18 protein-coding genes and 1 pseudogene are annotated in these 22,173 nt (G+C 45.9%); 3 read left to right on the top strand and 16 right to left on the bottom strand.

Annotated elements, in window-relative coordinates; translation table 11 throughout:
* Positions 1-8: 8 nt before the first annotated feature.
* The 3 genes from fsa to ACGTNI_RS09150 form a co-directional block, all read right to left on the bottom strand.
* On the bottom strand, positions 9-656 hold the full coding sequence (gene fsa / locus ACGTNI_RS09160; RefSeq protein ID WP_394461794.1) for a fructose-6-phosphate aldolase: 648 nt from the start codon (positions 654-656) through the stop codon (positions 9-11).
* Positions 657-750: 94 nt separating this feature from the next.
* Positions 751-1,614 carry a class II fructose-1,6-bisphosphate aldolase gene (gene fba / locus ACGTNI_RS09155; protein WP_394461792.1) on the bottom strand — a complete coding sequence of 288 codons (864 nt, stop codon included), beginning with the start codon at positions 1,612-1,614 and terminating at the stop codon, positions 751-753.
* Between the two features lie 182 nt (positions 1,615-1,796).
* Positions 1,797-2,156, bottom strand: coding sequence for a response regulator (locus ACGTNI_RS09150; RefSeq protein WP_394461790.1), 360 nt, complete (start codon positions 2,154-2,156; stop codon positions 1,797-1,799).
* A gap of 172 nt (positions 2,157-2,328) precedes the next feature.
* Between ACGTNI_RS09150 and ACGTNI_RS09145 the strand changes: the two genes are divergently transcribed.
* On the top strand, positions 2,329-2,844 hold the full coding sequence (locus ACGTNI_RS09145; RefSeq protein ID WP_394461788.1) for a DUF2529 family protein: 516 nt from the start codon (positions 2,329-2,331) through the stop codon (positions 2,842-2,844).
* 77 nt (positions 2,845-2,921) lie between these two features.
* On the opposite strand, the gene pyrG is transcribed toward ACGTNI_RS09145, so the two are convergent.
* Both pyrG and rpoE read right to left on the bottom strand, forming a co-directional pair.
* Positions 2,922-4,523, bottom strand: a complete 1,602-nt coding sequence (gene pyrG / locus ACGTNI_RS09140; RefSeq protein WP_394461786.1) for a CTP synthase — start codon at positions 4,521-4,523, stop codon at positions 2,922-2,924.
* Positions 4,524-5,040: 517 nt separating this feature from the next.
* Positions 5,041-5,262: pseudogene (gene rpoE / locus ACGTNI_RS09135) on the bottom strand (DNA-directed RNA polymerase subunit delta); the annotation flags it as partial.
* A gap of 283 nt (positions 5,263-5,545) precedes the next feature.
* Between rpoE and ACGTNI_RS09130 the strand changes: the two are divergent.
* Positions 5,546-5,857: a hypothetical protein gene (locus ACGTNI_RS09130; RefSeq protein WP_394461784.1), complete on the top strand. Its 312-nt coding sequence runs from the start codon at positions 5,546-5,548 to the stop codon at positions 5,855-5,857.
* A gap of 350 nt (positions 5,858-6,207) precedes the next feature.
* Here the strand turns inward: ACGTNI_RS09130 and icmF are convergent, their stop codons facing one another.
* The 8 genes from icmF to ACGTNI_RS09090 all read right to left on the bottom strand — a co-directional run bounded on the left by icmF (position 6,208) and on the right by ACGTNI_RS09090 (position 17,806).
* A complete protein-coding gene (icmF, locus tag ACGTNI_RS09125) occupies positions 6,208-9,453 on the bottom strand; it encodes a fused isobutyryl-CoA mutase/GTPase IcmF (protein WP_394461782.1) in 3,246 nt (1,081 codons plus the stop codon).
* A 15-nt stretch (positions 9,454-9,468) separates the two neighbouring features.
* Complete coding sequence (locus tag ACGTNI_RS09120) at positions 9,469-10,110, bottom strand: TetR/AcrR family transcriptional regulator (protein WP_394461780.1); 642 nt, start codon at positions 10,108-10,110, stop codon at positions 9,469-9,471.
* Positions 10,103-11,053: a methylmalonyl Co-A mutase-associated GTPase MeaB gene (meaB, locus tag ACGTNI_RS09115; protein WP_394461778.1), complete on the bottom strand. Its 951-nt coding sequence runs from the start codon at positions 11,051-11,053 to the stop codon at positions 10,103-10,105. Before meaB ends, ACGTNI_RS09120 begins: the two co-directional genes overlap by 8 nt.
* 16 nt (positions 11,054-11,069) lie before the next feature.
* Positions 11,070-12,212, bottom strand: a complete 1,143-nt coding sequence (locus tag ACGTNI_RS09110) for an acyl-CoA dehydrogenase (protein WP_394461776.1) — start codon at positions 12,210-12,212, stop codon at positions 11,070-11,072.
* 21 nt (positions 12,213-12,233) lie between these two features.
* Entirely contained in the window at positions 12,234-13,379 is a 1,146-nt protein-coding gene (locus ACGTNI_RS09105) for an acyl-CoA dehydrogenase (protein WP_394461775.1), read from the bottom strand.
* Between the two features lie 21 nt (positions 13,380-13,400).
* Positions 13,401-14,255: a 3-hydroxybutyryl-CoA dehydrogenase gene (locus ACGTNI_RS09100; protein WP_394461773.1), complete on the bottom strand. Its 855-nt coding sequence runs from the start codon at positions 14,253-14,255 to the stop codon at positions 13,401-13,403.
* Positions 14,256-14,292: 37 nt separating this feature from the next.
* A complete protein-coding gene (locus tag ACGTNI_RS09095; RefSeq protein WP_394461771.1) occupies positions 14,293-15,480 on the bottom strand; it encodes an acetyl-CoA C-acetyltransferase in 1,188 nt (395 codons plus the stop codon).
* 193 nt (positions 15,481-15,673) lie between these two features.
* On the bottom strand, positions 15,674-17,806 hold the full coding sequence (locus ACGTNI_RS09090) for a heterodisulfide reductase-related iron-sulfur binding cluster (protein WP_394461769.1): 2,133 nt from the start codon (positions 17,804-17,806) through the stop codon (positions 15,674-15,676).
* Positions 17,807-18,011: 205 nt separating this feature from the next.
* Here ACGTNI_RS09090 and cls point away from each other — a divergent pair, with 205 nt between their 5' ends.
* The gene (cls, locus tag ACGTNI_RS09085; RefSeq protein ID WP_394461767.1) at positions 18,012-19,202 is read left to right on the top strand and encodes a cardiolipin synthase; all 1,191 of its coding nucleotides are present in this window, start codon (positions 18,012-18,014) and stop codon (positions 19,200-19,202) included.
* A gap of 2 nt (positions 19,203-19,204) precedes the next feature.
* Here cls and ACGTNI_RS09080 read toward each other — a convergent pair whose 3' ends face one another.
* The 3 genes from ACGTNI_RS09080 to ACGTNI_RS09070 form a co-directional block, all read right to left on the bottom strand.
* Entirely contained in the window at positions 19,205-19,384 is a 180-nt protein-coding gene (locus ACGTNI_RS09080) for a XapX domain-containing protein (protein WP_085506293.1), read from the bottom strand.
* A 200-nt stretch (positions 19,385-19,584) separates the two neighbouring features.
* Entirely contained in the window at positions 19,585-21,255 is a 1,671-nt protein-coding gene (gene argS / locus ACGTNI_RS09075; RefSeq protein WP_394461765.1) for an arginine--tRNA ligase, read from the bottom strand.
* On the bottom strand, positions 21,252-21,695 hold the full coding sequence (locus tag ACGTNI_RS09070) for a YwiB family protein (protein WP_062442531.1): 444 nt from the start codon (positions 21,693-21,695) through the stop codon (positions 21,252-21,254). Before ACGTNI_RS09070 ends, argS begins: the two co-directional genes overlap by 4 nt.
* Positions 21,696-22,173 lie beyond the last annotated feature (478 nt).

Genomic DNA, 22,173 nt, shown 5'->3' with positions numbered 1-22,173 from the left:
TTTCATGCTTATTTTTGTTGACTCTGATTCCAATCCGAAAGAAACTTTTCAATTCCCTGGTCTGTCAATGGATGTTTGACCAATTGGCTTAATACTTTGAAAGGAACCGTAGCGATATGTGCGCCGTTCAGTGCCGCTTCTGTGACGTGGACTGGGTGGCGGACGGATGCGGCGATGATTTCCGTTTCAATTCCATGACGATCGAAAATTTCCGCGATCTGCGCAATCAGATCCATCCCGTTATGCCCGATATCATCCAGACGGCCTAAGAACGGGGAAACGTAAGCCGCGCCTGCTCTTGCCGCCAGCAATGCCTGATTGGCAGAAAAAATCAATGTAACGTTGACTTTGATGTTAAGTTCAGACAAGGCTTTAACTGCTTTCAAACCTTCCAGCGTCATTGGCACCTTAACGGTAATATTCGGTGCGATGGCTGCCAGTTCCTTCCCTTCCCGGATCATTCCTTCTGCATCTTCAGAAACAACTTCCGCACTGACAGAACCGTCGACTTCCTTTGTGATCTCCTGCAAACGTTCATGAAAAGAAACACCTTCTTTAGCTACCAGACTAGGATTGGTCGTAACCCCCGCCAGCACGCCTAAAGCATTGGCTTCTTTGATATCGTCAATATTCGCTGTATCAATAAAAAATTTCATGTAAATAATCCTCCCCATCGATGGTTGCGTTTTCATAAGATTGTTAAAAGGAAACCGTTTCTAGCAACGGCTTCCTTTGGACATACTTCATTATTTACGCTTTGTTAGAAGAACCGAATTCACGCATTTTACCAATGACTGTTTCTTTGATGGCGTCGCGTCCTGGTCCAAGGTACTTACGCGGATCGTAAAGGTCAGGCTTTTCAGCCAGTACTTCACGTACTGCTTTCCCCTGGGCAACCTGGTTTTCTGTGTTGACATTAATCTTTGCAGTACCGAAAGAAATAGCTTTTTTGATATCATGAGTCGGGATGCCAGTACCACCGTGAAGTACAAGCGGCTTATCGACAAGACCCATGATTTCTTCCATACGGTCGAAACCTAGGTTAGGCTCCCCTTTGTATGGCCCATGTACAGAACCAAGTGCTGGCGCAAATACGTCAACATTGGTTTCATCAACCAGCTGTTTGCATTCAGACGGAATAGCATAAGCTGCTTCTGCATCATCAACAATCAAGTCATCTTCTTGTCCACCGACACGGCCAAGTTCTGCTTCAACAGATACGCCATGCATATGTGCAAGCTCGACTACTTTCTTAGTAACAGCAATGTTTTCTTCAAGCGGGTCATGGGATGCATCGATCATGACAGAAGTGAATCCGGCATGAATCGCTTTTGCACAGCTTTCGAAGCTGGAACCATGGTCCAGATGAATCGCAACAGGAACAGTAGTTCCATAAGAATCCATCAGTGCTTGTACCATGGATACCACGACATTGAAACCACCCATATATCTTGCTGCACCTTCGGATACACCGAGGATGACTGGTGATTTTTCTTCTTCGGCTGCTTGAAGAATCGCTTGCGCGTATTCTAAGTTATTCAGGTTAAACTGCCCAACGCCGTAGCGCTGTTCCTTCGCAGTTTCGAGCATTTCCTTCATTGATACTAAAGGCATGAAAGCTCCTCCTTCGATAGGTATATTATTTACTAGCACATTTGCAAGACGTAACACAGATATGCTATGTAAGTTTAATCACAGTATAAGAATACCAATACCCAGAAGAAGGTGCAACAACCGGAGAACGAAAGAGCGCTTACATCAATAATTTTCTCAAAAAGTCATTTTTTGTACAACTATTATTGCAAGATTTTGGAGATTTCTTCCCGGATATCCATGATATTGAAGGGTTTAGACACCACTTTCTTCACAAAGTGGAAATCCTTCTCTTCCCCGAGGCTTTCCACGGATAATCCAGTCATCAGAATGGCTGGTTTGTCGTATCCTGTCTCATTCAAACGGTGCAGCAGTTCCCCGCCATTCATGACCGGAAGATTATAGTCAACCACCAGCAGGCTCGGGTCATTTTTCTCAATATAGTCAAGGGCTTCCTTTCCGGTTTCCGCAGTGGCTACCGCGTACCCTTCTCCTTTGACCACTTCTTCCAGTAATAGCCTGATCCCTGGCTGGTCGTCTACAATCAACACTTCTTTGGCCATGATTGCTCGCCTACCTTTCTGCAGTTAAATTACGCTTCATCCGATACCTCCTTCTCTTTCCATTCGATATAAATTGACTTATTTCCTGCTTATTAGCCGGTTAATTTGTTCTCAAGCTTTGGGATTTATGCTAAGCTATGAAAACTGAATGGAAAAATAAAGGGGGATGTTCATGTTAAAAATGCTAACGACCCAGTTGACTGGTAAATTTCAGCAAATTCAGGAGAAGGAAGCATTAGCTATCGAAGATGCAGCGCGTGCATTAGCTCAGGCTATTATAGGCGATGGCAGCATCTATGTAAAAGGCTTTGAGGAAATGGTGGCGATTGAAGCGGAAATGATCGACGGAAAAGAAACATTGCCGAGATGCCGACGCTATGAACCTCACACTGCATTGACTTCCATTGACCGGGTGATTGTGGCTTCCAGGTTTGCCGATCATGAAGAAGCAATTGCCATCATGAAGGAAGCACAGGAGCAAGGTGCCCAGGTCATCACCCTTTCTGCTGTAAATACGAATGATGATCCTTTATATAAGCAAGCGGACTTCCCGATTGATACACAGGTGACCGAACCCCTGCTTCCTTTTGATATGGAACGAATCTGTTTTCCAAGCGCGATGGCGGGTCTATACAGCTACTACGCTATCTATGTTACAGCAAAAGAAATCCTATCCGAATACGAATAAGTCCTGCTCTGCACCCCAGGGGTGTCCAGGAAATGGAAAAAGCGCGAAACCTTCGATGAAGGTTCGCGCTTTTTTTATTATTTTTTATGGGTGGAAGCTGCTCCGATAAATCCGTAGAACAACTCTTGCGGACGAGTTGGACGGGATTTGAATTCTGGATGGAATTGGCTTGCCACAAACCAAGGGTGATCTTCCACCTCAATGATTTCAATCAAACGGCCATCCGGGCTTGTACCAGTGAAGGAGAATCCTTTTTCCTCCATTTGTTCCCGGTAATGGTTATTGAACTCGAAGCGGTGGCGGTGGCGTTCATAAATAACTTCTTCGCCATAGGCTTCTTTGGCTTTGGAACCTTCTGTCAGCTTACATGGATAGATACCAAGACGCAGTGTTCCCCCGAGGTCGGACACTTCTTTTTGTTCCGGCAGAAGGTCGATGATCGCATGCGGTGTCGCAGGATCGATTTCGGCAGAATGAGCACCTTCCAGGCCGAGTACGTTTCTTGCAAATTCCACAGTAGCCAATTGCATCCCCAGGCAAATGCCAAGGAACGGCACTTTATTTTCTCGTGCATAACGAATCGCTTCAATTTTCCCTTCAATACCACGATCGCCGAAGCCGCCAGGTACAAGAATGCCATCTACTCCAGCAAGTTTATCTTCCACATTGGAAGGGTCTATCTCTTCGGAATTGACCCAGTTGATATTGACATCGGCATCATATGGGTAACCGGCATGCTTCATCGCCTCGACAACGGAAATATAAGCATCTGGCAATTCCACATATTTACCGACGAGGGCGATGTTCACCTTTTTGGATAAATGGGTTACTTTATCGACAAGCTGGTTCCACTCTGCCATCTCTGCCGGCTTGCAATCCAATCCAAAATGCTCGCACGTCAGCTGGTCCAGTTTCTGATCCTGAAGAATCAACGGAATTTTATATAATGTATCTGCATCCGGACACTCGATAACTGCTTGTTTATTGAGATCGCAGAATAGTGCGATTTTCTCTTTCATTTCTTCTGATATTTCCATTTCGGTACGTAATACAATTACATCCGGCTGGATACCAAGCGAGCGCAGTTCTTTAACGCTATGCTGAGTCGGCTTTGTCTTCATTTCCCCTGCAGCCTTGATGTATGGAACAAGGGTACAATGCAGGTACATGACATGGTCTCGTCCAATGTCACTTTTGATTTGGCGAATCGCTTCCAGGAACGGAAGGGATTCAATATCTCCTACTGTTCCGCCGATTTCTGTAATGACGACATCCGCATTGGTTTCATGGCCGGCACGGAAAACACGTTCTTTAATTTCATTGGTGATATGCGGAATGACCTGCACGGTTCCACCCAAGTAGTCCCCGCGTCGTTCTTTTTTAATAACATGGGAATATACTTTCCCAGTTGTCACATTACTGAATTTATTCAAGTTGATATCAATGAAACGCTCATAGTGTCCCAGGTCCAGGTCTGTCTCGGCACCATCTTCCGTTACGAAAACTTCCCCATGCTGGTAGGGACTCATCGTCCCAGGGTCTACGTTCAAATATGGATCAAATTTTTGGATAGTCACTTTCAATCCACGGTTTTTCAATAAGCGGCCAAGTGAAGCGGCAGTAATACCTTTACCTAAGGAAGATACAACCCCACCTGTTACAAAAATGTACTTTGTCACGGTCATCCCTCTTTCTTCTTTAATCTTTCTTATATCATGACCTGCTGGTTACTTCAGCAGTCATAGAAATCCTGTTTTATAGGCTGGAGCAATTTAGAAAAACCTGGCTATCGCCAAATACTTATGGCGAGAGCTTAATTTTTCATAGTAAAAAATAAAAAGCGCTCCCCTATTATGGGGAGCGCTTTTGAAATTCGTTCAACGTAATTTTAAGAGCCCAAATAGAATTGTACTGATTTACGATTTGAAAGTCAAGGAGCAATTAGAGGTCGTCATCGTCCTCTTCATCATCACCTACAAAGCTGATATCATCCTCAATAACTTCTTCATCTTCTTCGTCGAGATCCTCATTTTCATAATCGCCTTCGAAGTCATTATCGCTCTCATCAAGGTCCAGATCCTCATCGTCCAAATCGAGTTCTTCATCCAAATCTTCTTCGAACAATGCTTCATCAGCTGTTACTTCTTTACGCTTCGCTTTTTTCTTCTTACGCTTCTTCGGAAGGTTGGAAATTTCTTCTTCCATCTGCTCCACTGGATACCAGCGTTTCAACCCCCACTTATTCGTACCAATGGTCATGAAGCCACCATCAATATTCATATCCGTATAAAACTGGGCGATAAAATCTTCTTTCTCCTTTTCCGTGTAGCCCTTCATATCTGCAATCTCGTGGAATAGGTCATTGAAGTCGACTGCCTCTCTTTTTTCTTCCAGCATGACTGCTGCAAGATCGATCATAGACATTTCTTCAATCTGATCTTTACTATACTGTTTCAAGCTCAAGGTTCAGCACTCCTTTAATGAAAATTAAGGTATATATGTGTACATTCATTAAGTCATACGTATCTCATATTTAACCATACCTCATATTATATGGTTAGCGTATATAAAAATCAATGATTGGCCGGTTTTCCTTTCCACCCTTACATTTTCCTTACCCTTTGAGTTGGTTTCCCACCTGTTTTTATCGTAAAATAAGTCTATCCGACTTACAGCTATCATAAACAAAGGAGAGAGAATCATGCGGACATCAAAGTGGCTGCTTATCATTGTGGCCGTCCTTATTGGCGGGGTCTACTTTTATAATAATTACGGCATGCTGCACAGCGAAGAAATGAGCGATGCCCAAATCGAGAAAAAGGATCATTCGGAGGACGACTATTATATTTATGTAGACGGTGAGAAATATAAAGTCAAAGACGAAAATACATGGATGCTTTTAGATGAAGAAAAAAATTATGATTTTACTTACGAATGGTACGGACAAAAGACGCCTTACATCAAAGAAATCAATCAAACCGGTGACCACGACAACGTAGGCGGCGGGCATTAATGACAACTAACACTCCCACTCAGTTTGGGAGTGTTTTTGCGCATTTTGCATACATGTCACGAGCCGGGTGAGTGTCTCTCTTATAATATTTAATTCTCTATTTTTTAAAAATTTGTCTCTATTTTTTTCGTTTTTGTCTCTCTTTTTCTCAAAATTGTCTCCTATCGATAGGAGAGTTTCACTCTTCCTTAGGGGGGTGTCTCCCATATTTACAGATTGTCTCTTATCCCGATCAAAAGCAGGGCAGCACGAGTCCGCAGAAAGCGACCCGTTCCCTCAATCCCCCTGATGCTATCTAAAAAAATCGAGTATGATACCTTTTCGGTTTCATACTCGACTTCGATGCTATCTTACATATTCCGGCGGTATTGGCCGCCTACTTCGTAGAGGGCGTTGGTGATTTGGCCAAGGCTCGCTACCTTTACGGTTTCCATCAATTCAGCAAAAATGTTACCGTTGCTTGCTGCTACCTCTTTCAAGCGCTGCAAGGCTGCTTCTGTTTCGTCTTCATTCGATTGTTGGAATGCGCGCAAGGACTGGATTTGATGTTCTTTTTCCTCTTTGGTCGCACGCGCGATTTCCATTGAATTGATTTCATCTTCCGAAGGCGGTGTCGGATTCAAGTAAGTGTTTACGCCGACGATCGGTAGTTCGCCGGTATGCTTTTTGCTTTCATAGTATAGCGATTCTTCCTGAATTTTACCGCGTTGGTATTGGCGTTCCATGGCGCCAAGTACTCCGCCGCGATCGTTGATGCGTTCAAATTCCTGAAGTACCGCTTCCTCCACCATATCAGTCAACTGCTCGATGATATACGCTCCTTGCAGAGAGTTTTCATTTTTGGTCAGACCGAATTCCTTGCTGATGATCATCTGGATCGCCATGGCACGACGGACAGATTCCTCTGTCGGTGTGGTGATCGCCTCATCATAAGAGTTGGTGTGAAGCGAATTACAGTTATCCTGGATAGCAATCAACGCCTGCAATGTCGTACGGATATCATTAAAGTTGATTTCCTGGGCGTGCAGGGAACGTCCAGACGTCTGGATATGGTACTTCAGCTTCTGGCTTCGCTCATTGGCACCATATTTTTCTTTCATAATGATTGCCCAGATTCTGCGGGCAACACGGCCCATGACTGTATATTCCGGATCAAGACCATTAGAGAAGAAGAATGATAAGTTTGGCGCGAACTTATTGATATCCATCCCACGGCTTAAATAATACTCGACGTAAGTGAATCCGTTTGCCAGCGTGAACGCGAGCTGGGTAATCGGGTTAGCGCCTGCTTCAGCAATATGGTACCCGGAAATAGAAACAGAATAATAGTTGCGGACATCATGGTCGATGAAATACTGCTGAATATCCCCCATCATGCGCAATGCGAATTCCGTTGAGAAAATACACGTGTTCTGTCCCTGATCTTCTTTCAAAATGTCAGCCTGGACGGTACCCCGGACAACGTGAAGCGTTTCCGCTTTAATTTGCTCTGCTTCCTTTGCGTTAGGTTTACGTCCATTCTCTTCTTCAAATTTTTCAAGCTGCTGATCGATTGCCGTGTTCATAAACATGGCTAAAATGATTGGCGCAGGACCATTGATCGTCATGGAAACAGATGTCAAAGGATTGGTCAAATCAAAGCCGTCATACAGCTTTTTCATATCTTCCAATGTACAGATGCTGACACCGCTTTCCCCGACTTTTCCGTAGATGTCGGGACGTTCATCCGGGTCTTCCCCGTACAATGTTACCGAATCAAATGCGGTGCTCAGACGCTTCGCATCATCATCTTTAGATAAGTAATGGAAGCGCCGGTTGGTACGTTCCGGTGTTCCTTCACCTGCAAACTGTCTCTTTGGATCTTCCCCTTTTCGCTTGAACGGGAACACCCCTGCGGTAAATGGAAAAGCTCCTGGTACGTTTTCTTTTAACAGCCAGACGAGGCGATCGCCCCAATCGGTGTAAGATGGCAAGGCGACTTTCGGGATTTTCAGACCGGCAAGGCTTTCTGTCGTCAAATCCATCGTGATTTCCTTGTCACGGACCTTAAACGTATACGTATCTCCGCTGTAGCGCTCATGGAGATCATCCCAATCATCCAGCTTTTCTTTCGCTTTCGGGTCGATACCCTGTTCATACTGCTCGATTAGTGCCTCGATTTTTTCTTTCGCTTCCTCATCATCCAGCGCTTCCGCCGTGCCCTTCAATTGATAGAGTTTGCGGGCTTTTTCGGCCTGTTGCTCGGCATTATCATGATAGTTGCGCACCAGCATGGCAATGTCGCGCAAGTATTGCTTCCGCTCAATCGGAATAATGACATTCTGCTTTTCCACATTGGCTGTTCTTTCAAAGGAAGTGGTGTCCTCCCAGGCATAGTCTTCATTCAGCTTATCAACGATCGCAGCAAAAAGGGTGTTTGTTCCCGGATCATTGAACTGGCTTGCAATCGTTCCAAATACCGGGAATGTCGACGGATCTTCATGGAAGAGCATATGACTGCGCTCATATTGCTTCCGCACTTGCTGGAACGCATCCTCCGAGCCCTTCTGTTCGAATTTATTAATAACGATGAAGTCAGCAAAATCGATCATATCGATTTTCTCAAGCTGGGAAGGAGCACCGAATTCGGCGGTCATCACATACATGGACAAATCGGAAACATCTGTGACAGCCGCATTCCCTTGACCGATACCGCTAGTTTCGACGATGACAAAATCCACACCTGCCGCTTTCACGACCTGGATCGCTTCTTCAATCGCTTTTGATAATTCAGACCTGGAATCACGTGTTGCCAGCGAGCGCATGTAGACGCGAGGGTTAAAAATTGCGTTCATACGAATACGGTCACCTAGTAAGGCCCCGCCTGTCTTTTTCTTCGTCGGGTCAATCGACAGGATGGCCACTTTCTTATCCGGAATCTCATTAAGGAAGCGGCGGATCAATTCGTCTGTCAGTGAGCTTTTCCCCGCTCCTCCTGTACCTGTAATCCCTAAGACCGGGATATTTTTCGTTTCGCTTTGTTTCACGGCAGCTTCAAACTGGGCAGCCGCTTCCCGTTCCTGTTCCGGTGTATTCTCCACGTAAGTGATGAACCGGGCAATCGCCTGATGGTTTCCGCTTTCCAGTTCCTTGACGGTTTCTTCGGGTACTAGTGGTGGAAGGAAGTCGCATTCTTCTATCATCTGATTGATCATGCCTTGAAGACCGTTCTCCCTGCCATCCTCCGGTGAGAAAATGCGGGCGACACCATAATCATGGAGCTCTTTGATTTCACGTGGCAGAATGACACCACCGCCACCTCCGTACACTCGGATATGGCCCGCTCCTTTTTCATTCAATAAGTCAATCATATACTTGAAGTATTCGACGTGTCCCCCCTGATAGGAAGAAACGGCGATCCCTTGGACATCCTCCTGTATCGCTGCATTGACGACCTCTTCGACTGAGCGGTTATGACCAAGGTGGATCACTTCGGCACCAGTTGATTGGAGAATACGGCGCATGATATTGATCGAAGCATCGTGACCGTCGAATAAGCTGGAAGCTGTCACGAATCGGACGGGATACTTCGGCTGATAAACCTTTGGTTGTTCCATCGTTCCATCCCCCTTTTAGTTAGGAAGTTTGTGATTCTTTAAGCTGTTGACGTTGAGACCTTCTAATAAAAAATGAACCTGGCGTTCGGTATAGCTCTCGAGCGTGAACTCTTTTTGCAGCATCCAGCGCCGGAACCCCCACATTTGGCCCTGAATGAAAATATTGTTGGCAACGATCGAAATGTCCTGCTCCGACATTGGTGTAGAGATGCTGTTGCGTATTACCTGCGTCAGCATTTCGAGCATATCTTTCTCTTTTTGCAACACATATTCCTGAGAATCACGAGGAAGAGACTTGACTTCCTGATACATGACTACGACTTCATCCTGCATATCGTCCATGAGTTGGAAGTAAGAAGTGACCGCATGGATCAGGCTGTCGATCGTCTTTTTTTCCGTATCGATCACCTGCTCCATCCTGTCCTTCACTCGTTCATAAATCGAATCACAGACAAGAAACAGCACATCTTCCTTGGTACGGATATATTCATAGAGAGTACCGATGCTGAAACCGGATGCTTTCGCGATTTCCCTTGTCGTCGTTTTATGGAACCCTTTTTCGATGAAAAGAGATACGGCACCCTTGATCATCTGGTTGCGTCTTTTTTCAACGAGGTTCTGATCCTTGATGGAAGAGGGAACCTGTTGATCAGTCATGGCTATTCCCTCCTTTCCCTTTCCACTCCTGAAACCATTCCTTAGCCAACTGATACGGGTCGGCACTGGCATTATGAAAAACCTGCTGTTTCTCATGGTCGCTTTCTATCGTTTGTTCGACATCGCGCCAGATTTCTTCCCGGATTAAATCATAGACTTCCAGTTTCAACTGCTGCTGGCGCTGTTCTTCCCCTTTGGCTGTTTGATACAAATAATCATGATGCCGACGGATTTCACTCCATAGCTCACCAATTCCTTCATTTTGAGTGGAAATCGTCTGGACGATCGGCGGCACCCAGCCTTTCGGGTTGGCGATCATCATGTATTCTTCCAGTGTCGTCTTTAACCGCTGTACCCCTGGCAGATCAGCTTTATTAATAATAAAAAGGTTGGCGATTTCCATGATTCCTGCCTTGAAAATCTGTAAGACGTCGCCACTGTTAGGCGTAAGCACAAGCCCTGTCGTATCGGCAACTTTCATAATATCCAGCTCGGACTGGCCGACACCCACTGTTTCTACGAGAATGACGTCAAATCCATAAGCATCACAGACACGGATCGTATCCTTGGTAGCCCGGGCAAGACCACCGAGGCTCCCCCTGGTTGCCATACTGCGGATAAAAATACCGGGATCCGTAAAATGCTGGTTCATACGGACACGGTCCCCTAACAGGGCACCGCCGCTGAACGGACTGGTCGGGTCCACCGCGATGACTGCCACCGTCAGGTCTTGCTCACGCAGGTGGGTAAGCAGCCGGTTGACGAGCGAGCTCTTACCGGCTCCTGGTGAGCCGGTAATACCGATATAGTGAGCGTTCTTTTTCAAGGAAAATATATCACTCAGCATATCCAATTTTTCCGGCGCATCATTTTCTACGAGTGTGATAGCTCTCGCCAGCGCTCTCATATCCTGTTGTTGGATCCGTTCAGCTAATGGGTGCATAATAGCTTCCTTTCTACTATTCTTTCGTCAGCATCCGTCCGATGACGAGACGTTGGATTTCATTCGTACCTTCATAGATTTGGGTGATTTTCGCGTCGCGCATATAGCGCTCGACCGGATAGTCCTTTGTATAGCCATAGCCGCCGTAAACCTGGACAGCTTCGACTGTAATCCGCATTGCTGCGTCACCAGCGTATAACTTAGCCATGGCAGATGCTTTGGCATATGGCTTACCTTCTGACTCCAGGTAAGCTGCCTGATAAGTCAACAGACGAGCAGCTTCGACTTCTGTCGCCATATCCGCCAGTTTAAAAGAAATACCCTGATTCTGAGCGATCGGCTTACCGAACTGTTCGCGCTCTTTCGCATAGCCGACAGATGCATCCAAGGCTCCCTGGGCAATACCGACAGCCTGTGCTGCGATGCCGTTACGGCCGCCATCCAAGGTCATCATCGCAATTTTGAACCCTTTTCCCTCTTCACCTAATAGATTTTCTTTTGGAACCTTGCAATCTTCAAAAATCAATTCTGTGGTTGGAGAGGAACGAATGCCAAGTTTCTTTTCTTTTTTACCAAACGTAAAGCCAGGTGTACCTTTTTCTACGATGAAGGCACTGATTCCGCGGCTCCCTGCGTCCGGGTCGGTTTTAGCGAATACAATGTAGATATCCGCTACCCCGCCATTGGTAATCCAGACCTTGCTTCCATTCAGGACATAATGATCGCCGTCCAGTTTCGCCTGTGTGCGCATCGATGACACGTCACTGCCGGCGCCGGGCTCAGACAACGCGTAAGCTCCAAGTTTCTCACCGGAAGCGAGCTGAGCAAGAAATGTCTTTTTCTGGTCCTCGTTCCCAAACTTATAAATCGGCCAGCTGGCAAGGGAAATATGGGCAGACAGTGTTACACCGGTAGATGCACATACACGGGATAATTCTTCTACTGCAATGACATAGCTGACAAAGTCTGATCCGATTCCATTGTATTCCTCCGGCCAAGGTATACCGGTCAGTCCGAGTTCTGCCATCTTATCGAAAATTTCCCGGTCGAAGCGTTCTTCTTCATCCCGCTCAGCAGCTGTCGGCTCCACTTCATTTTTTGCGAAGTCGCGCACCATTTTACGGAGCATTTCTTGTTCTTCTGTCAATTGAAAATTCATGTCGGTATCCCCCTTGATATATTAGTCCTTCAGTAGATGTTTGCTGATGACGATATGCTGTATTTCATTCGTTCCTTCATAGATTTCACAAACTTTGGCATCACGGAAAAGCCGTTCAACTGGATAATCTTCCGTATATCCATATCCCCCATAAACCTGAACAGCTTCAATGGCATTTTTCATTGCTGTTTTCGAAGCGTACATTTTCGCCATCGATACTTCTTTGTTGCACGGAGCACCAGCTTCTTTCAGAGCAGCAGCATGATAGGTCAATAGTTTTGCCGCCTCCACTTCAGTTGCCATGTCGGCAAGCTTGAAGGAAAGTCCCTGCTGTTTAGCAATTGGCTTTCCGAATTGCTCCCGCTCTTTTGCATAATCGACTGCATGTTCCATGGCAGCTTCAGCGATACCAAGTGACTGTGCAGCAATTCCAATTCGCCCGGAGTTGAGGTTAGACATCGCTATCTTGAAGCCTTCACCTTCATTACCAAGCATCTGCTCTGCCGGGACCTCACAGTTATCGAAAGTCAATTGAACCGTATTTGACCCGTGAAGGCCCATCTTTTTCTCCTTTTTGCCGATGACAAGTCCCGGGGTATCTTTTTCGACAATGAACGTGCTGACTCCCTGATAGCCGCTTTCCTCCATATTCGTCCGTGCGAACACAATATAGGTGTCCGCTTCTCCCCCATTGGTGATGAACACTTTCGAGCCATTCAGAATGTATTTGTCACCCTGTTTGACTGCACGCGTTTTCAGACTTCCAGCATCAGAACCGGCGCTCGGTTCTGTCAGCGCGAAAGCTCCGAGATATTCCCCTGACGCCAGCTTCGGAATATATTTCTGCTTTTGCTCCTCGGTTCCAAAGTTAAGAATCGGCAGCGTCCCTACAGAGGTGTGTACCGACAGGATGACACCGACCGTTGCACTCACTTTCGACAATTCGTGGATGGCAATGATATAGGACGTATAATCCATCTCAGAGCCACCGTATTTTTCCGGGATCGGAATCCCCATTAAACCCAATTCCCCCATTTTGGTGACAACTTCCCTAGGAAAGTGGTCCTCCGTTTCCATTCTCTCTATAGCTGGAGCCACTTCTTTTTGAGCAAAGTCGCGCACCATTTTACGCATCATTTCCTGTTCATCTGTAAAATGTAGATTCATTGTTGTTCTCTCCCCTGAGAATCAATTTTCATACGTATAGAAGCCGCGTCCCGATTTCTTACCTAGCCAGCCAGCTTTGACATATTTACGGAGCAATGGACATGGCCGGTATTTGCTGTCGCCGAAACCTTCATGCAATACTTCCATGATGTATAAACATGTATCGAGTCCGATAAAATCAGCCAACGTCAGTGGTCCCATTGGATGGTTCATGCCTAGCTTCATGACCGTATCCACGTCTTCCGGTGTCGCGACCCCTTCATAGACCGTGTAGATGGCCTCGTTGATCATTGGCATAAGTACGCGGTTGGATACGAAACCAGGAAAGTCACTGACTTCTACTGGTGACTTGCATATTTTTTCTGTCATATCTTTGATAGATTGATAGGTTTCATCACTTGTCTGCAAGCCACGAATGATTTCTACCAGTTTCATGACAGGAACCGGGTTCATGAAATGCATGCCAATCACCTGTGAAGGACGGTTAGTGACTGCCGCGATTTCTGTAATTGGAAGGGATGATGTATTGGATGCAAGAATCGCGTGCTCTGGGGCAATCTCATCCAATTTTTTAAACAGGCTCGTTTTGACGTCCATATTTTCCACAATCGCTTCAATGACAAGGTCACAGGATGAAGCCTCATTCAGGTCGGTTGTATAAGACAGGTTTTCCAGCGTCTTTTGCTGCTCTTCTTCTGCAAGGCGGCCTTTTTCCACCGAGCGTGCCAGCCGTTTTTCAATGCCTGCCTTCCCTTTTTCCAATGCTTCATCTGCAATATCATTCAACTTTACGGAAAAGCCGTACTGGGCACACACTTGCGCGATTCCTGCCCCCATTTGTCCGGATCCGACTACCATTACTTGTTTAATTGACATAGAAAAACTCCTCCCTGACTAACGTGTTCGACATTAATTATTGCTTGGGAACTTCGATCAGGACAGCATCACCCTGGCCGCCGCCACTGCAGATAGCTGCGATACCAAGACCACCGCCACGGCGCTTCAATTCATATGCGAGTGTCAGGATAATACGCGCCCCACTGGCACCGATCGGATGACCCAAAGCCACGGCTCCACCATTGACGTTAACTTTTTCTTCGTCCAGACCGGCGATTTTCCCACTGGCGAGTGATACTGCAGCAAATGCCTCGTTCACTTCGAAAAGATCGATATCATCCAACGATTTTCCTGCCTTTTTCAATAGAGAATTGATGACAATCCCTGGCGTTTTCGGGAAATCCTTCGCTTCGACAGCCACTTCATCGTGTGCGAGGATGGTTGCCAATGTTTCTGCTCCCATCTCTTTCGCTTTTTCATCAGACATCAACAGCATCGCACAAGCACCATCGTTGACCCCTGGCGCGTTACCAGCTGTGATTGTTCCATTCGAACCGAATACCGGACGAAGTTTTGCCAAGGATTCCTTTGTAGTATCTTTGCGAGGAGCTTCATCGTTTTCGACAACGACCGGATCGCCTTTTCGCTGTGGCACATCAACAGCAACAATTTCTTCTGCCAGCTTGCCTTCTTCCATGGCCTGTACGGCACGCTGGTGGCTGCGATAAGCCCATTCATCCTGTGCTTCACGGCTCAACTCATATTCATCAGCGACATTGTTTCCATAGTTGCCCATATGCACCCCATCAAACGAACATGTCAGACCATCGTGTACCATCAAATCCTTCACAGCTGCATCGCCCATACGTAATCCCCAGCGTGCTTTTGGCATGAAGTAAGGCGCGTTACTCATGCTCTCCATTCCTCCAGCGACAACAACATCCTCATCACCAAGACGAATGAATTGATCAGCCATCGTGACACTGCGCATGCCGGAAGCACAGACTTTATTGATCGTTTCTGTCTTCACTTCCCATGGAATTCCTGCTTCACGTGCTGCCTGACGGGAAGGTATCTGTCCCTGGCCTCCCTGCAGAACGGTCCCCATGATCACTTCATTGATATCTTCCGCTTTGAAGTTGGCGCGATCCAATGCAGCTTTGATCGCTTTGCCTCCAAGCTGGGATGCAGTCAATGTACTCAATGCTCCTCCGAACTTTGCAAATGGCGTTCTTGCTCCTGAAACAATCACCGTTTTTGTCATAATAAAAATCCTCCCTTATGTGATAACGCTTTCAAAACTTATAGTATTAAAAGAGAGGTGGAAACAGTTCGTAACGCCTGCTGCAGCCTCTCTTGCAAAAACTTCCCCTGTACGATTGAACGCTCGCTCAATATACCCTCATAAGGAAAGTGTACAAAACTTTCTGTACACTTTCCACTAAAAATTCAAAATATCAGGCTGATTTTTCCTGTTTTTCTTCAAAAATCGACTTAGCCAAAATCTCCGCAATATCCATCGTTCCAACGGATTCTTCCACTTCCTTCGCTTTCGTTCCATCGGAAAGCATCGTCAGGCAGTAAGGGCATCCACTGGAAATCATCGTCGGACTGGTTTCTAACGCCTGTTCTGTTCGTGCCACATTGACGCGGTGTCCTGCTTTTTCTTCCATCCACATCATACCGCCGCCGGCTCCACAGCACATGCCATTTTCGCGGTTACGCTTCATTTCAACCAGTTTGACACCTGGAATCATTTCCAGCACTTCCCTAGGCGGCTGATATACCTCGTTGTAACGTCCGAGGTAGCAGCTGTCATGGTAGGTGATCGTTTCTTTCACTTCATTGACAGGCTTCAAACGGCCATCCTTCAGCCATTCGGCAAGCAATTCGGTATGATGATAGACTTCTGCTTCAAAGCCAAAGTCCGGATATTCATTTTTGAATGTGTTATAAGCATGAGGGTCGATGGTAATAATCTTCTTCACATCATTCTTCTCGAATTCTTTGATATTCTTTTCCACAAGCTCCTGGTATAAGAACTCATTCCCCATCCGGCGCGCAGTGTCCCCGGAGTTACGTTCTTTGTTACCAAGAATGGCGAACTTGATTCCCGCTTCATTCATCAGCTTAGCAAAAGCAAGCGCGATTTTCTGACTGCGGTTATCATAGGCACCCATGGAACTTACCCAGAATAGATAGTCAAATTCTTCGCCTTCTTTTTTCAATTCTTTTACCGTCGGAATCCGGACATCCGGTTCCTGGTCACGCCAGTCTTCCCGCTCTTTCTTAGACAACCCCCATGGATTACCCTGGCGCTCGATATTCGTCATCGCACGTTGTGCATCCGGATCCATTTTCCCTTCCGTCAACACCAGATAACGGCGAAGGTCGATGATTTTATCCACATGTTCATTCATCACCGGACACTGGTCTTCACAGTTACGGCAAGTGGTACATGCCCACAGCTCTTCCTCTGTGATGACATCGCCGATCAGGTTATGGTTCTGCGCAGCCTCTACAGAAGCCGCCGCTTCTCCACCACCTTGAGTCTGAGCCATTTTGGCAAGTTGATTTCCCTGTGTATTGGAAAAGGCATAGGCCGGTACCCACGGTGATTTTCCAGTTACCGCTGCTCCTTTTTCCGTCAGCTGATCACGCAATTTGATGATCAGGTCCATCGGTGACAACATTTTTCCTGTACCAGTTGCTGGACAGACATTGGTACAACGGCCGCATTCGACACATGCATAAAAGTCGATCATTTGCAGCTGGCTGAAGTCCTCGATTTTGCCGACCCCAAAGGAAACATCTTCTTCAGCAGTCTCATCATCGACATCAAAATCGATTTTAGAAAGCTTTCCGGGCAGTGTCTGGCGAGTCAAGAAGACATTGACCGGAGCCGCCAGCAGGTGGGCGTGCTTGGATTGTGGTACATAGACAAGGAAGCTTAATAACACCAATAGATGAATCCACCACATGACGAAAAACACAACAGCTGCAGCAGTCGGACTCATCCAACCGAAAGCGTTTGCAATCAAGGTCGCAACAGGTTCTGTCCATGCGCCTTCATGGCCGTGCCAGATTAAGCCCATACCATTACCAATCAATACACTTAACATTAATGCTCCGATAAATAATAGTACAAGCCCTGCTTTAAAGCCTCGCTTCAAACGGACAAGCTTTTCCACGTAACGGCGGTGGAACGCCCATACGACAGCGACCAGGATCATCAATGTGACCAGTTCCTGGAAGAATGTGAACCCTGGATAAAAAGGTCCTAACGGAAGATGACTGTCAGGAGCCAGACCTTTCCAGATAAAATCAATGGCACCGAACTGTACCAAAATAAAACCGTAGAACATCATCACATGGATGATTCCGGACTTTTTATCTTTCAATAACTTCTTTTGACCAAAAACATAAATCCAAATATTTTTCAATCTTTCTTTGATTTCGCCATCGAACTCGAATTTTCTTCCGAGCTTGATATAGGCGATCCTCGTCATGACGACGCGCACGAATAAATAAAATCCATAAATGGTTACGCCTAAAAATAACATCCAATTCAATAATAACAGCGTGCTCATCCGTCTTACCCCCTCGTTAAGTATGAATCTCTCTCACTTGCTGTCTCGTGATTTTCAGGAAACGAGCCGTGAAAATTCTGAATCTTATAGCTTTACTATAAAATATGAATGAACATTCAGTCAACATATTTTCTTTGCTTTTATGTACAAATTTTGGTGGATTTGGGGAAGCTAAGGGCATGAGAAGCGATGGAGGAGGAAAAAAATGACTATTTTACTATGGTTTCTCGTCATCATTTTAATTGTCTTTCTTTTAGTTATATTAGATTTTCAGGCGGGGAAGAAAAACCACAAAAAGAACCTTAGAAAGCTCACTTTCCCAGAGACTACTGGCAGCTACCGTTTCTTTCAAAGTGGTAATCGTCTGTTCGAGGCCATGTTTACCGATATCAAAAACGCGGAAGCCCACATTGATATTCTTTTTTTCATTATCAAAAAGGATGAAACCAGCCAGCGCTTCTTTAAATTGCTCCAGCAGAAAGCGGAGGAAGGTGTGACTGTCAGGCTGATGGTGGACCGGCTTGGAGGATTTCGGATTGACAAGTCACTGCAAACCCAATTAGAAAATTCAGGTATACGATTTATATTCGCCGCAAAGCCTGAATTTCCTTTTTTTATTTACAAATTGAATCGTCGAAACCACCGGAAAATTGTTGTAATCGATGGAAAAATCGCCTATGCCGGCGGCTATAACATTGCTGACGAGTATGCCAGCAAAGATGCGGAAATGGGGGATTGGCGCGACTATCACTTGCGATTTACCGGGGAAATTGTAGAACAGCTGCATGCCGTCTTCTTAGATGATTGGTTTTTGAATACAAATGAGAAATTATTTCCGACTGAAAACAAAGAAAAAGGCAGCCATGCGCTCCAAATACTGCCGACAGAATACGGAGAATTAGAGGAAGTACTCGTGAAAAAGTTCTCTGAAGCCAAAGGGGAGATTCTGCTTGGAAGCCCCTATTTCATCCCACCACGCACGGTGATGGACGCACTTATACAGGCTGTAGAGCGAGGTATTACAGTCAAATTGCTCTGTCCGTTGAAATCGGATCACCCCTTCGTGAAAGAAGGCGGCATCCCTTTTTATGAAGAATTATATCAGGCCGGTGGAGATGTGCGCTTCTACGACGCAGGCTTCTATCATACGAAAGTGTTTATTATTGATGGAAACATCTGCGATATTGGTACTTCTAACTTAGATTTAAGAAGTTTTTATCTCAACAAAGAAATCAATGTTTTTTTCTATGACAAGGCATTCATTGAGGAAATGAGACAGCGCTTCATGAAGGATTTCGACATGGGATTACCTTTTGATGAAAATTGGCTTGCGAAGCGCTCCATCGGTACAAAAATCAATATAAAAATCGCGCGGCTGCTCCGCCCGATTTTATAATGTCATCGTATTAAATTTGAGAGCATCGGCCCTACCCATGCAAATACTTTAAAACCCATGTAGATACCAATGATTCCGGCAACTCCGGCAAAAGCAGGCGGTGCTGGAATCGGAAGTTTAAATAAAGCGAATAAAAAACCTACGATAAACCCTGTCAGCAGCGCTAAAATGACTTCTTTCATGACATAGCTCCTTTCCAGTGACACAATCACTCTTAGTATAACGCTTACACAGGATATTAAAAAAAGATTTTCTCACATCGTGGGAAAATCTTTTTTTCGGTTCACCATGCGCTCGAACCAGTAATTATTACTACTGCTAATAAAGCTTGCAGATAACCAATTCCGGGTTTTCTGCAAGCTTTAACCAAGCATTTATGAAATTACATCCGTTCTGGTGCGGAAACGCCGATTAGTTCCAGCGCATTAGATAACGTTGTGCGGACAGCCTTCATTAGACCAACACGAGCTTTGGTGCGTTCTGGCTGCTCTTGATCCAATACTTTTTCAGCATTGTAGAAGCTGTGCAAGTTAGAAGCCAGGTCGAATACATACTGCGTTACCCGATGAGGCGTGCGTTTTTCCGCTGCATCGGCTACTACTTGTGGAAATTCACCCAGCCGTTTCAGCAAATCTTCTTCTTTTTCAGAATCAAGCAACGTGGCATCGAAGTTCTGATCGAACGTGACACCCTTTTCTTCTGCCTGGCGAAGCATCGAGCAAATACGCGCATGGGCATACTGGACATAATAGACCGGGTTTTCGTTCGATTCGGAACGTGCCAGATCCATATCGAAGTCCAGGTGAGAGTCCGCCGAACGCATCGAGAAGAAATAGCGCATGGCATCGATGCCCACTTCCTCCATCAATTCGCGAAGCGTGACAGCTTTCCCCGTACGCTTACTCATCTTCACTTTTTCACCGTCCTGGAACAGGTTGACCATCTGGATAATCGCTACTTCCAATGTATCTTTTTTGTAACCAAGTGCCTGGATAGCCGCTTTCATACGCGGGATATATCCATGGTGGTCTGCTCCCCAGATATTGATCAGCGTATTGAAACCGCGATCCATCTTATTTTTATGGTAAGCGATATCCGGTGTCAGATACGTGTAGCTCCCATCCTGTTTGATCAAAACACGGTCTTTGTCATCCCCAAATTCCGTAGTCTTGAACCATGTTGCGCCATCCTGCTCATATGTGTAGCCCTGATCTTCCAGCACTTTCAACGCTTCATCAATTTTCCCATCCTCGTATAGAGAGGTTTCGGAAAACCACTCATCAAAAGGGACACGGAAATCTTCCAGGTCTACTTTGATTTTGTCGAGCTCAAACTTCAAACCGTACTCACGGAAGTAAGTGAGGCGTTCCTGTTCCGGTTTATCTGCCCACTCGGAACCATGTTCTTCTGCAAGCTTTTTACCTAGTTCAATGATATCCTTCCCATGGTACCCATCTTCCGGCATCTCCCACTCCTTACCAAGTGCCTGCATATAACGTGCTTCGACGGAATAAGCCAGGTTATTGATCTGGTTTCCGGCATCATTGATATAGTACTCACGGGAAACGTCATACCCCGCTTTTTCCAGAATATTGGAAAGAGAATCACCCACTGCAGCACCGCGCGCGTGTCCCAGATGAAGAGTGCCTGTCGGGTTAGCTGAAACGAATTCGACCTGGATTTTTTCGCCTTTTCCAGTATCGCTTTCTCCATAAGCATCTCCTGCTTCCAAAATAGTGGATACAAGGTTAGTCAAATACTGATTGTCCATATAGAAATTGATGAAACCGGGACCGGCAATCTCAATTTTATCGATGGAGGCTTTGGTATTATCAAAATTCGCAACGATATCCTCCGCGATCATGCGCGGAGCTTTTTTGGCGATTCTTGCCAGCTGCATCGCCATGTTAGTCGCATAATCACCGTGCGCTTTATCTTTCGGCTGCTCGAGTACGACTTCCGGCATTTCCTCCTCGGTCGCCAATTCCGCCTTTAATACCGCCTGCTGGATCTCCTGTTTCAGTTTCGCTTCCGTCTGCTCCACAATATTCATTGAGCTGTTTCCTCCTTACGATATGTCAAAGTTAATCGATGACGCTGGGTGATTTCCTGATTAAGGGTCAACTGGTAGCTGATGAACAGCCGTCCTTTTGCTCCCTGGGATAAGGATTGGTGTTCAATCTGATCCGTAAACGTGTTCATATGAAAAATACCATACGTATGATGGTAGTTGTTCTCTGTTGTATGTTTTTTTCGGAAAATCTGATGCATTTTGACAGCACCAGAGCGTTTGATGCTGACTTTTCCAGGCTGGATGGTAATCATGGTATCGATCGGTCCGCCTTCGTCGGGATGTTCGGTGAACTTGAGGACTTGTGTGTTTCCCCGTTCGAATAGTCCTCCCTGTTCTTCCATGACGACTGTTTCTTTTCGTCCGCTGTCCCTGATCTCTGTCACAAGGCGAATGGATACCGGTGTCTCGGCAGCACTCATACTATCTCTCCTTACGTTCCTCTTAACCTATCCATTATAAAAACTAAAAAAGAAAAGCGCAAGCCCTCCATAAATAACTCTTTGATTGTTGATTATTTATACCCGAAAAGTTGAAGACTTGATTTCGAGATATTTGCCTGCATAACGGTCCGGTGGGGAACGACTCCCTTTCCGCGGACATGCGCTGAGCCTCCTCGAGCTTACCGCTCTGCGGGGTCTCACCTGTCATGCTCATCCCGCAGGAGTCTCGCCGTTCCCCACCGAACCTCGCCATAGAATTTTCTCGAAATCACACGTGTAGAAATCGCCCAGTGATGCCACACCTGAGGATGACAAATACTTGGTTTCTTTTACATTCTTTATAAATGCGTATTGATGGAAGGATTAGTTATACACTTTTTGAAGGGTCCGTTTATACACCTAATAGTTGGATGGGCAGGGAAACGGGGAGACTCCCGCGGGAGAAGGGACTAGGCGA

The organism is Thalassobacillus sp. B23F22_16 (assembly GCF_043496955.1).
GTDB classification, from domain to species: Bacteria; Bacillota; Bacilli; order Bacillales; family Halobacillaceae; genus Thalassobacillus; species Thalassobacillus devorans_A.
Note: the sequence above shows the minus strand (reverse complement) of the source record. Positions and strands in the feature narration are given on the sequence as shown.

Excerpts from the sequence above, each read along its gene's own strand:
- ACGTNI_RS09090 (WP_394461769.1), bottom strand. The coding sequence starts at position 17,806 with ATGAGCACGCTGTTATTATTGAATTGGATGTTATTTTTAGGCGTAACC.
- ACGTNI_RS09130 (WP_394461784.1), top strand. The coding sequence starts at position 5,546 with ATGCGGACATCAAAGTGGCTGCTTATCATTGTGGCCGTCCTTATTGGC.
- icmF (WP_394461782.1), bottom strand. The coding sequence starts at position 9,453 with ATGGAACAACCAAAGGTTTATCAGCCGAAGTATCCCGTCCGATTCGTG.
- fsa (WP_394461794.1), bottom strand. The coding sequence starts at position 656 with ATGAAATTTTTTATTGATACAGCGAATATTGACGATATCAAAGAAGCC.
- fba (WP_394461792.1), bottom strand. The coding sequence starts at position 1,614 with ATGCCTTTAGTATCAATGAAGGAAATGCTCGAAACTGCGAAGGAACAG.
- ACGTNI_RS09110 (WP_394461776.1), bottom strand. The coding sequence starts at position 12,212 with ATGAATTTTCAATTGACAGAAGAACAAGAAATGCTCCGTAAAATGGTG.
- ACGTNI_RS09100 (WP_394461773.1), bottom strand. The coding sequence starts at position 14,255 with ATGTCAATTAAACAAGTAATGGTAGTCGGATCCGGACAAATGGGGGCA.
- ACGTNI_RS09070 (WP_062442531.1), bottom strand. The coding sequence starts at position 21,695 with ATGAGTGCTGCCGAGACACCGGTATCCATTCGCCTTGTGACAGAGATC.
- ACGTNI_RS09080 (WP_085506293.1), bottom strand. The coding sequence starts at position 19,384 with ATGAAAGAAGTCATTTTAGCGCTGCTGACAGGGTTTATCGTAGGTTTT.
- ACGTNI_RS09150 (WP_394461790.1), bottom strand. The coding sequence starts at position 2,156 with ATGGCCAAAGAAGTGTTGATTGTAGACGACCAGCCAGGGATCAGGCTA.
- ACGTNI_RS09105 (WP_394461775.1), bottom strand. The coding sequence starts at position 13,379 with ATGAATCTACATTTTACAGATGAACAGGAAATGATGCGTAAAATGGTG.
- ACGTNI_RS09095 (WP_394461771.1), bottom strand. The coding sequence starts at position 15,480 with ATGACAAAAACGGTGATTGTTTCAGGAGCAAGAACGCCATTTGCAAAG.
- meaB (WP_394461778.1), bottom strand. The coding sequence starts at position 11,053 with ATGCACCCATTAGCTGAACGGATCCAACAACAGGATATGAGAGCGCTG.
- cls (WP_394461767.1), top strand. The coding sequence starts at position 18,012 with ATGACTATTTTACTATGGTTTCTCGTCATCATTTTAATTGTCTTTCTT.
- ACGTNI_RS09120 (WP_394461780.1), bottom strand. The coding sequence starts at position 10,110 with ATGACTGATCAACAGGTTCCCTCTTCCATCAAGGATCAGAACCTCGTT.
- argS (WP_394461765.1), bottom strand. The coding sequence starts at position 21,255 with ATGAATATTGTGGAGCAGACGGAAGCGAAACTGAAACAGGAGATCCAG.
- ACGTNI_RS09145 (WP_394461788.1), top strand. The coding sequence starts at position 2,329 with ATGTTAAAAATGCTAACGACCCAGTTGACTGGTAAATTTCAGCAAATT.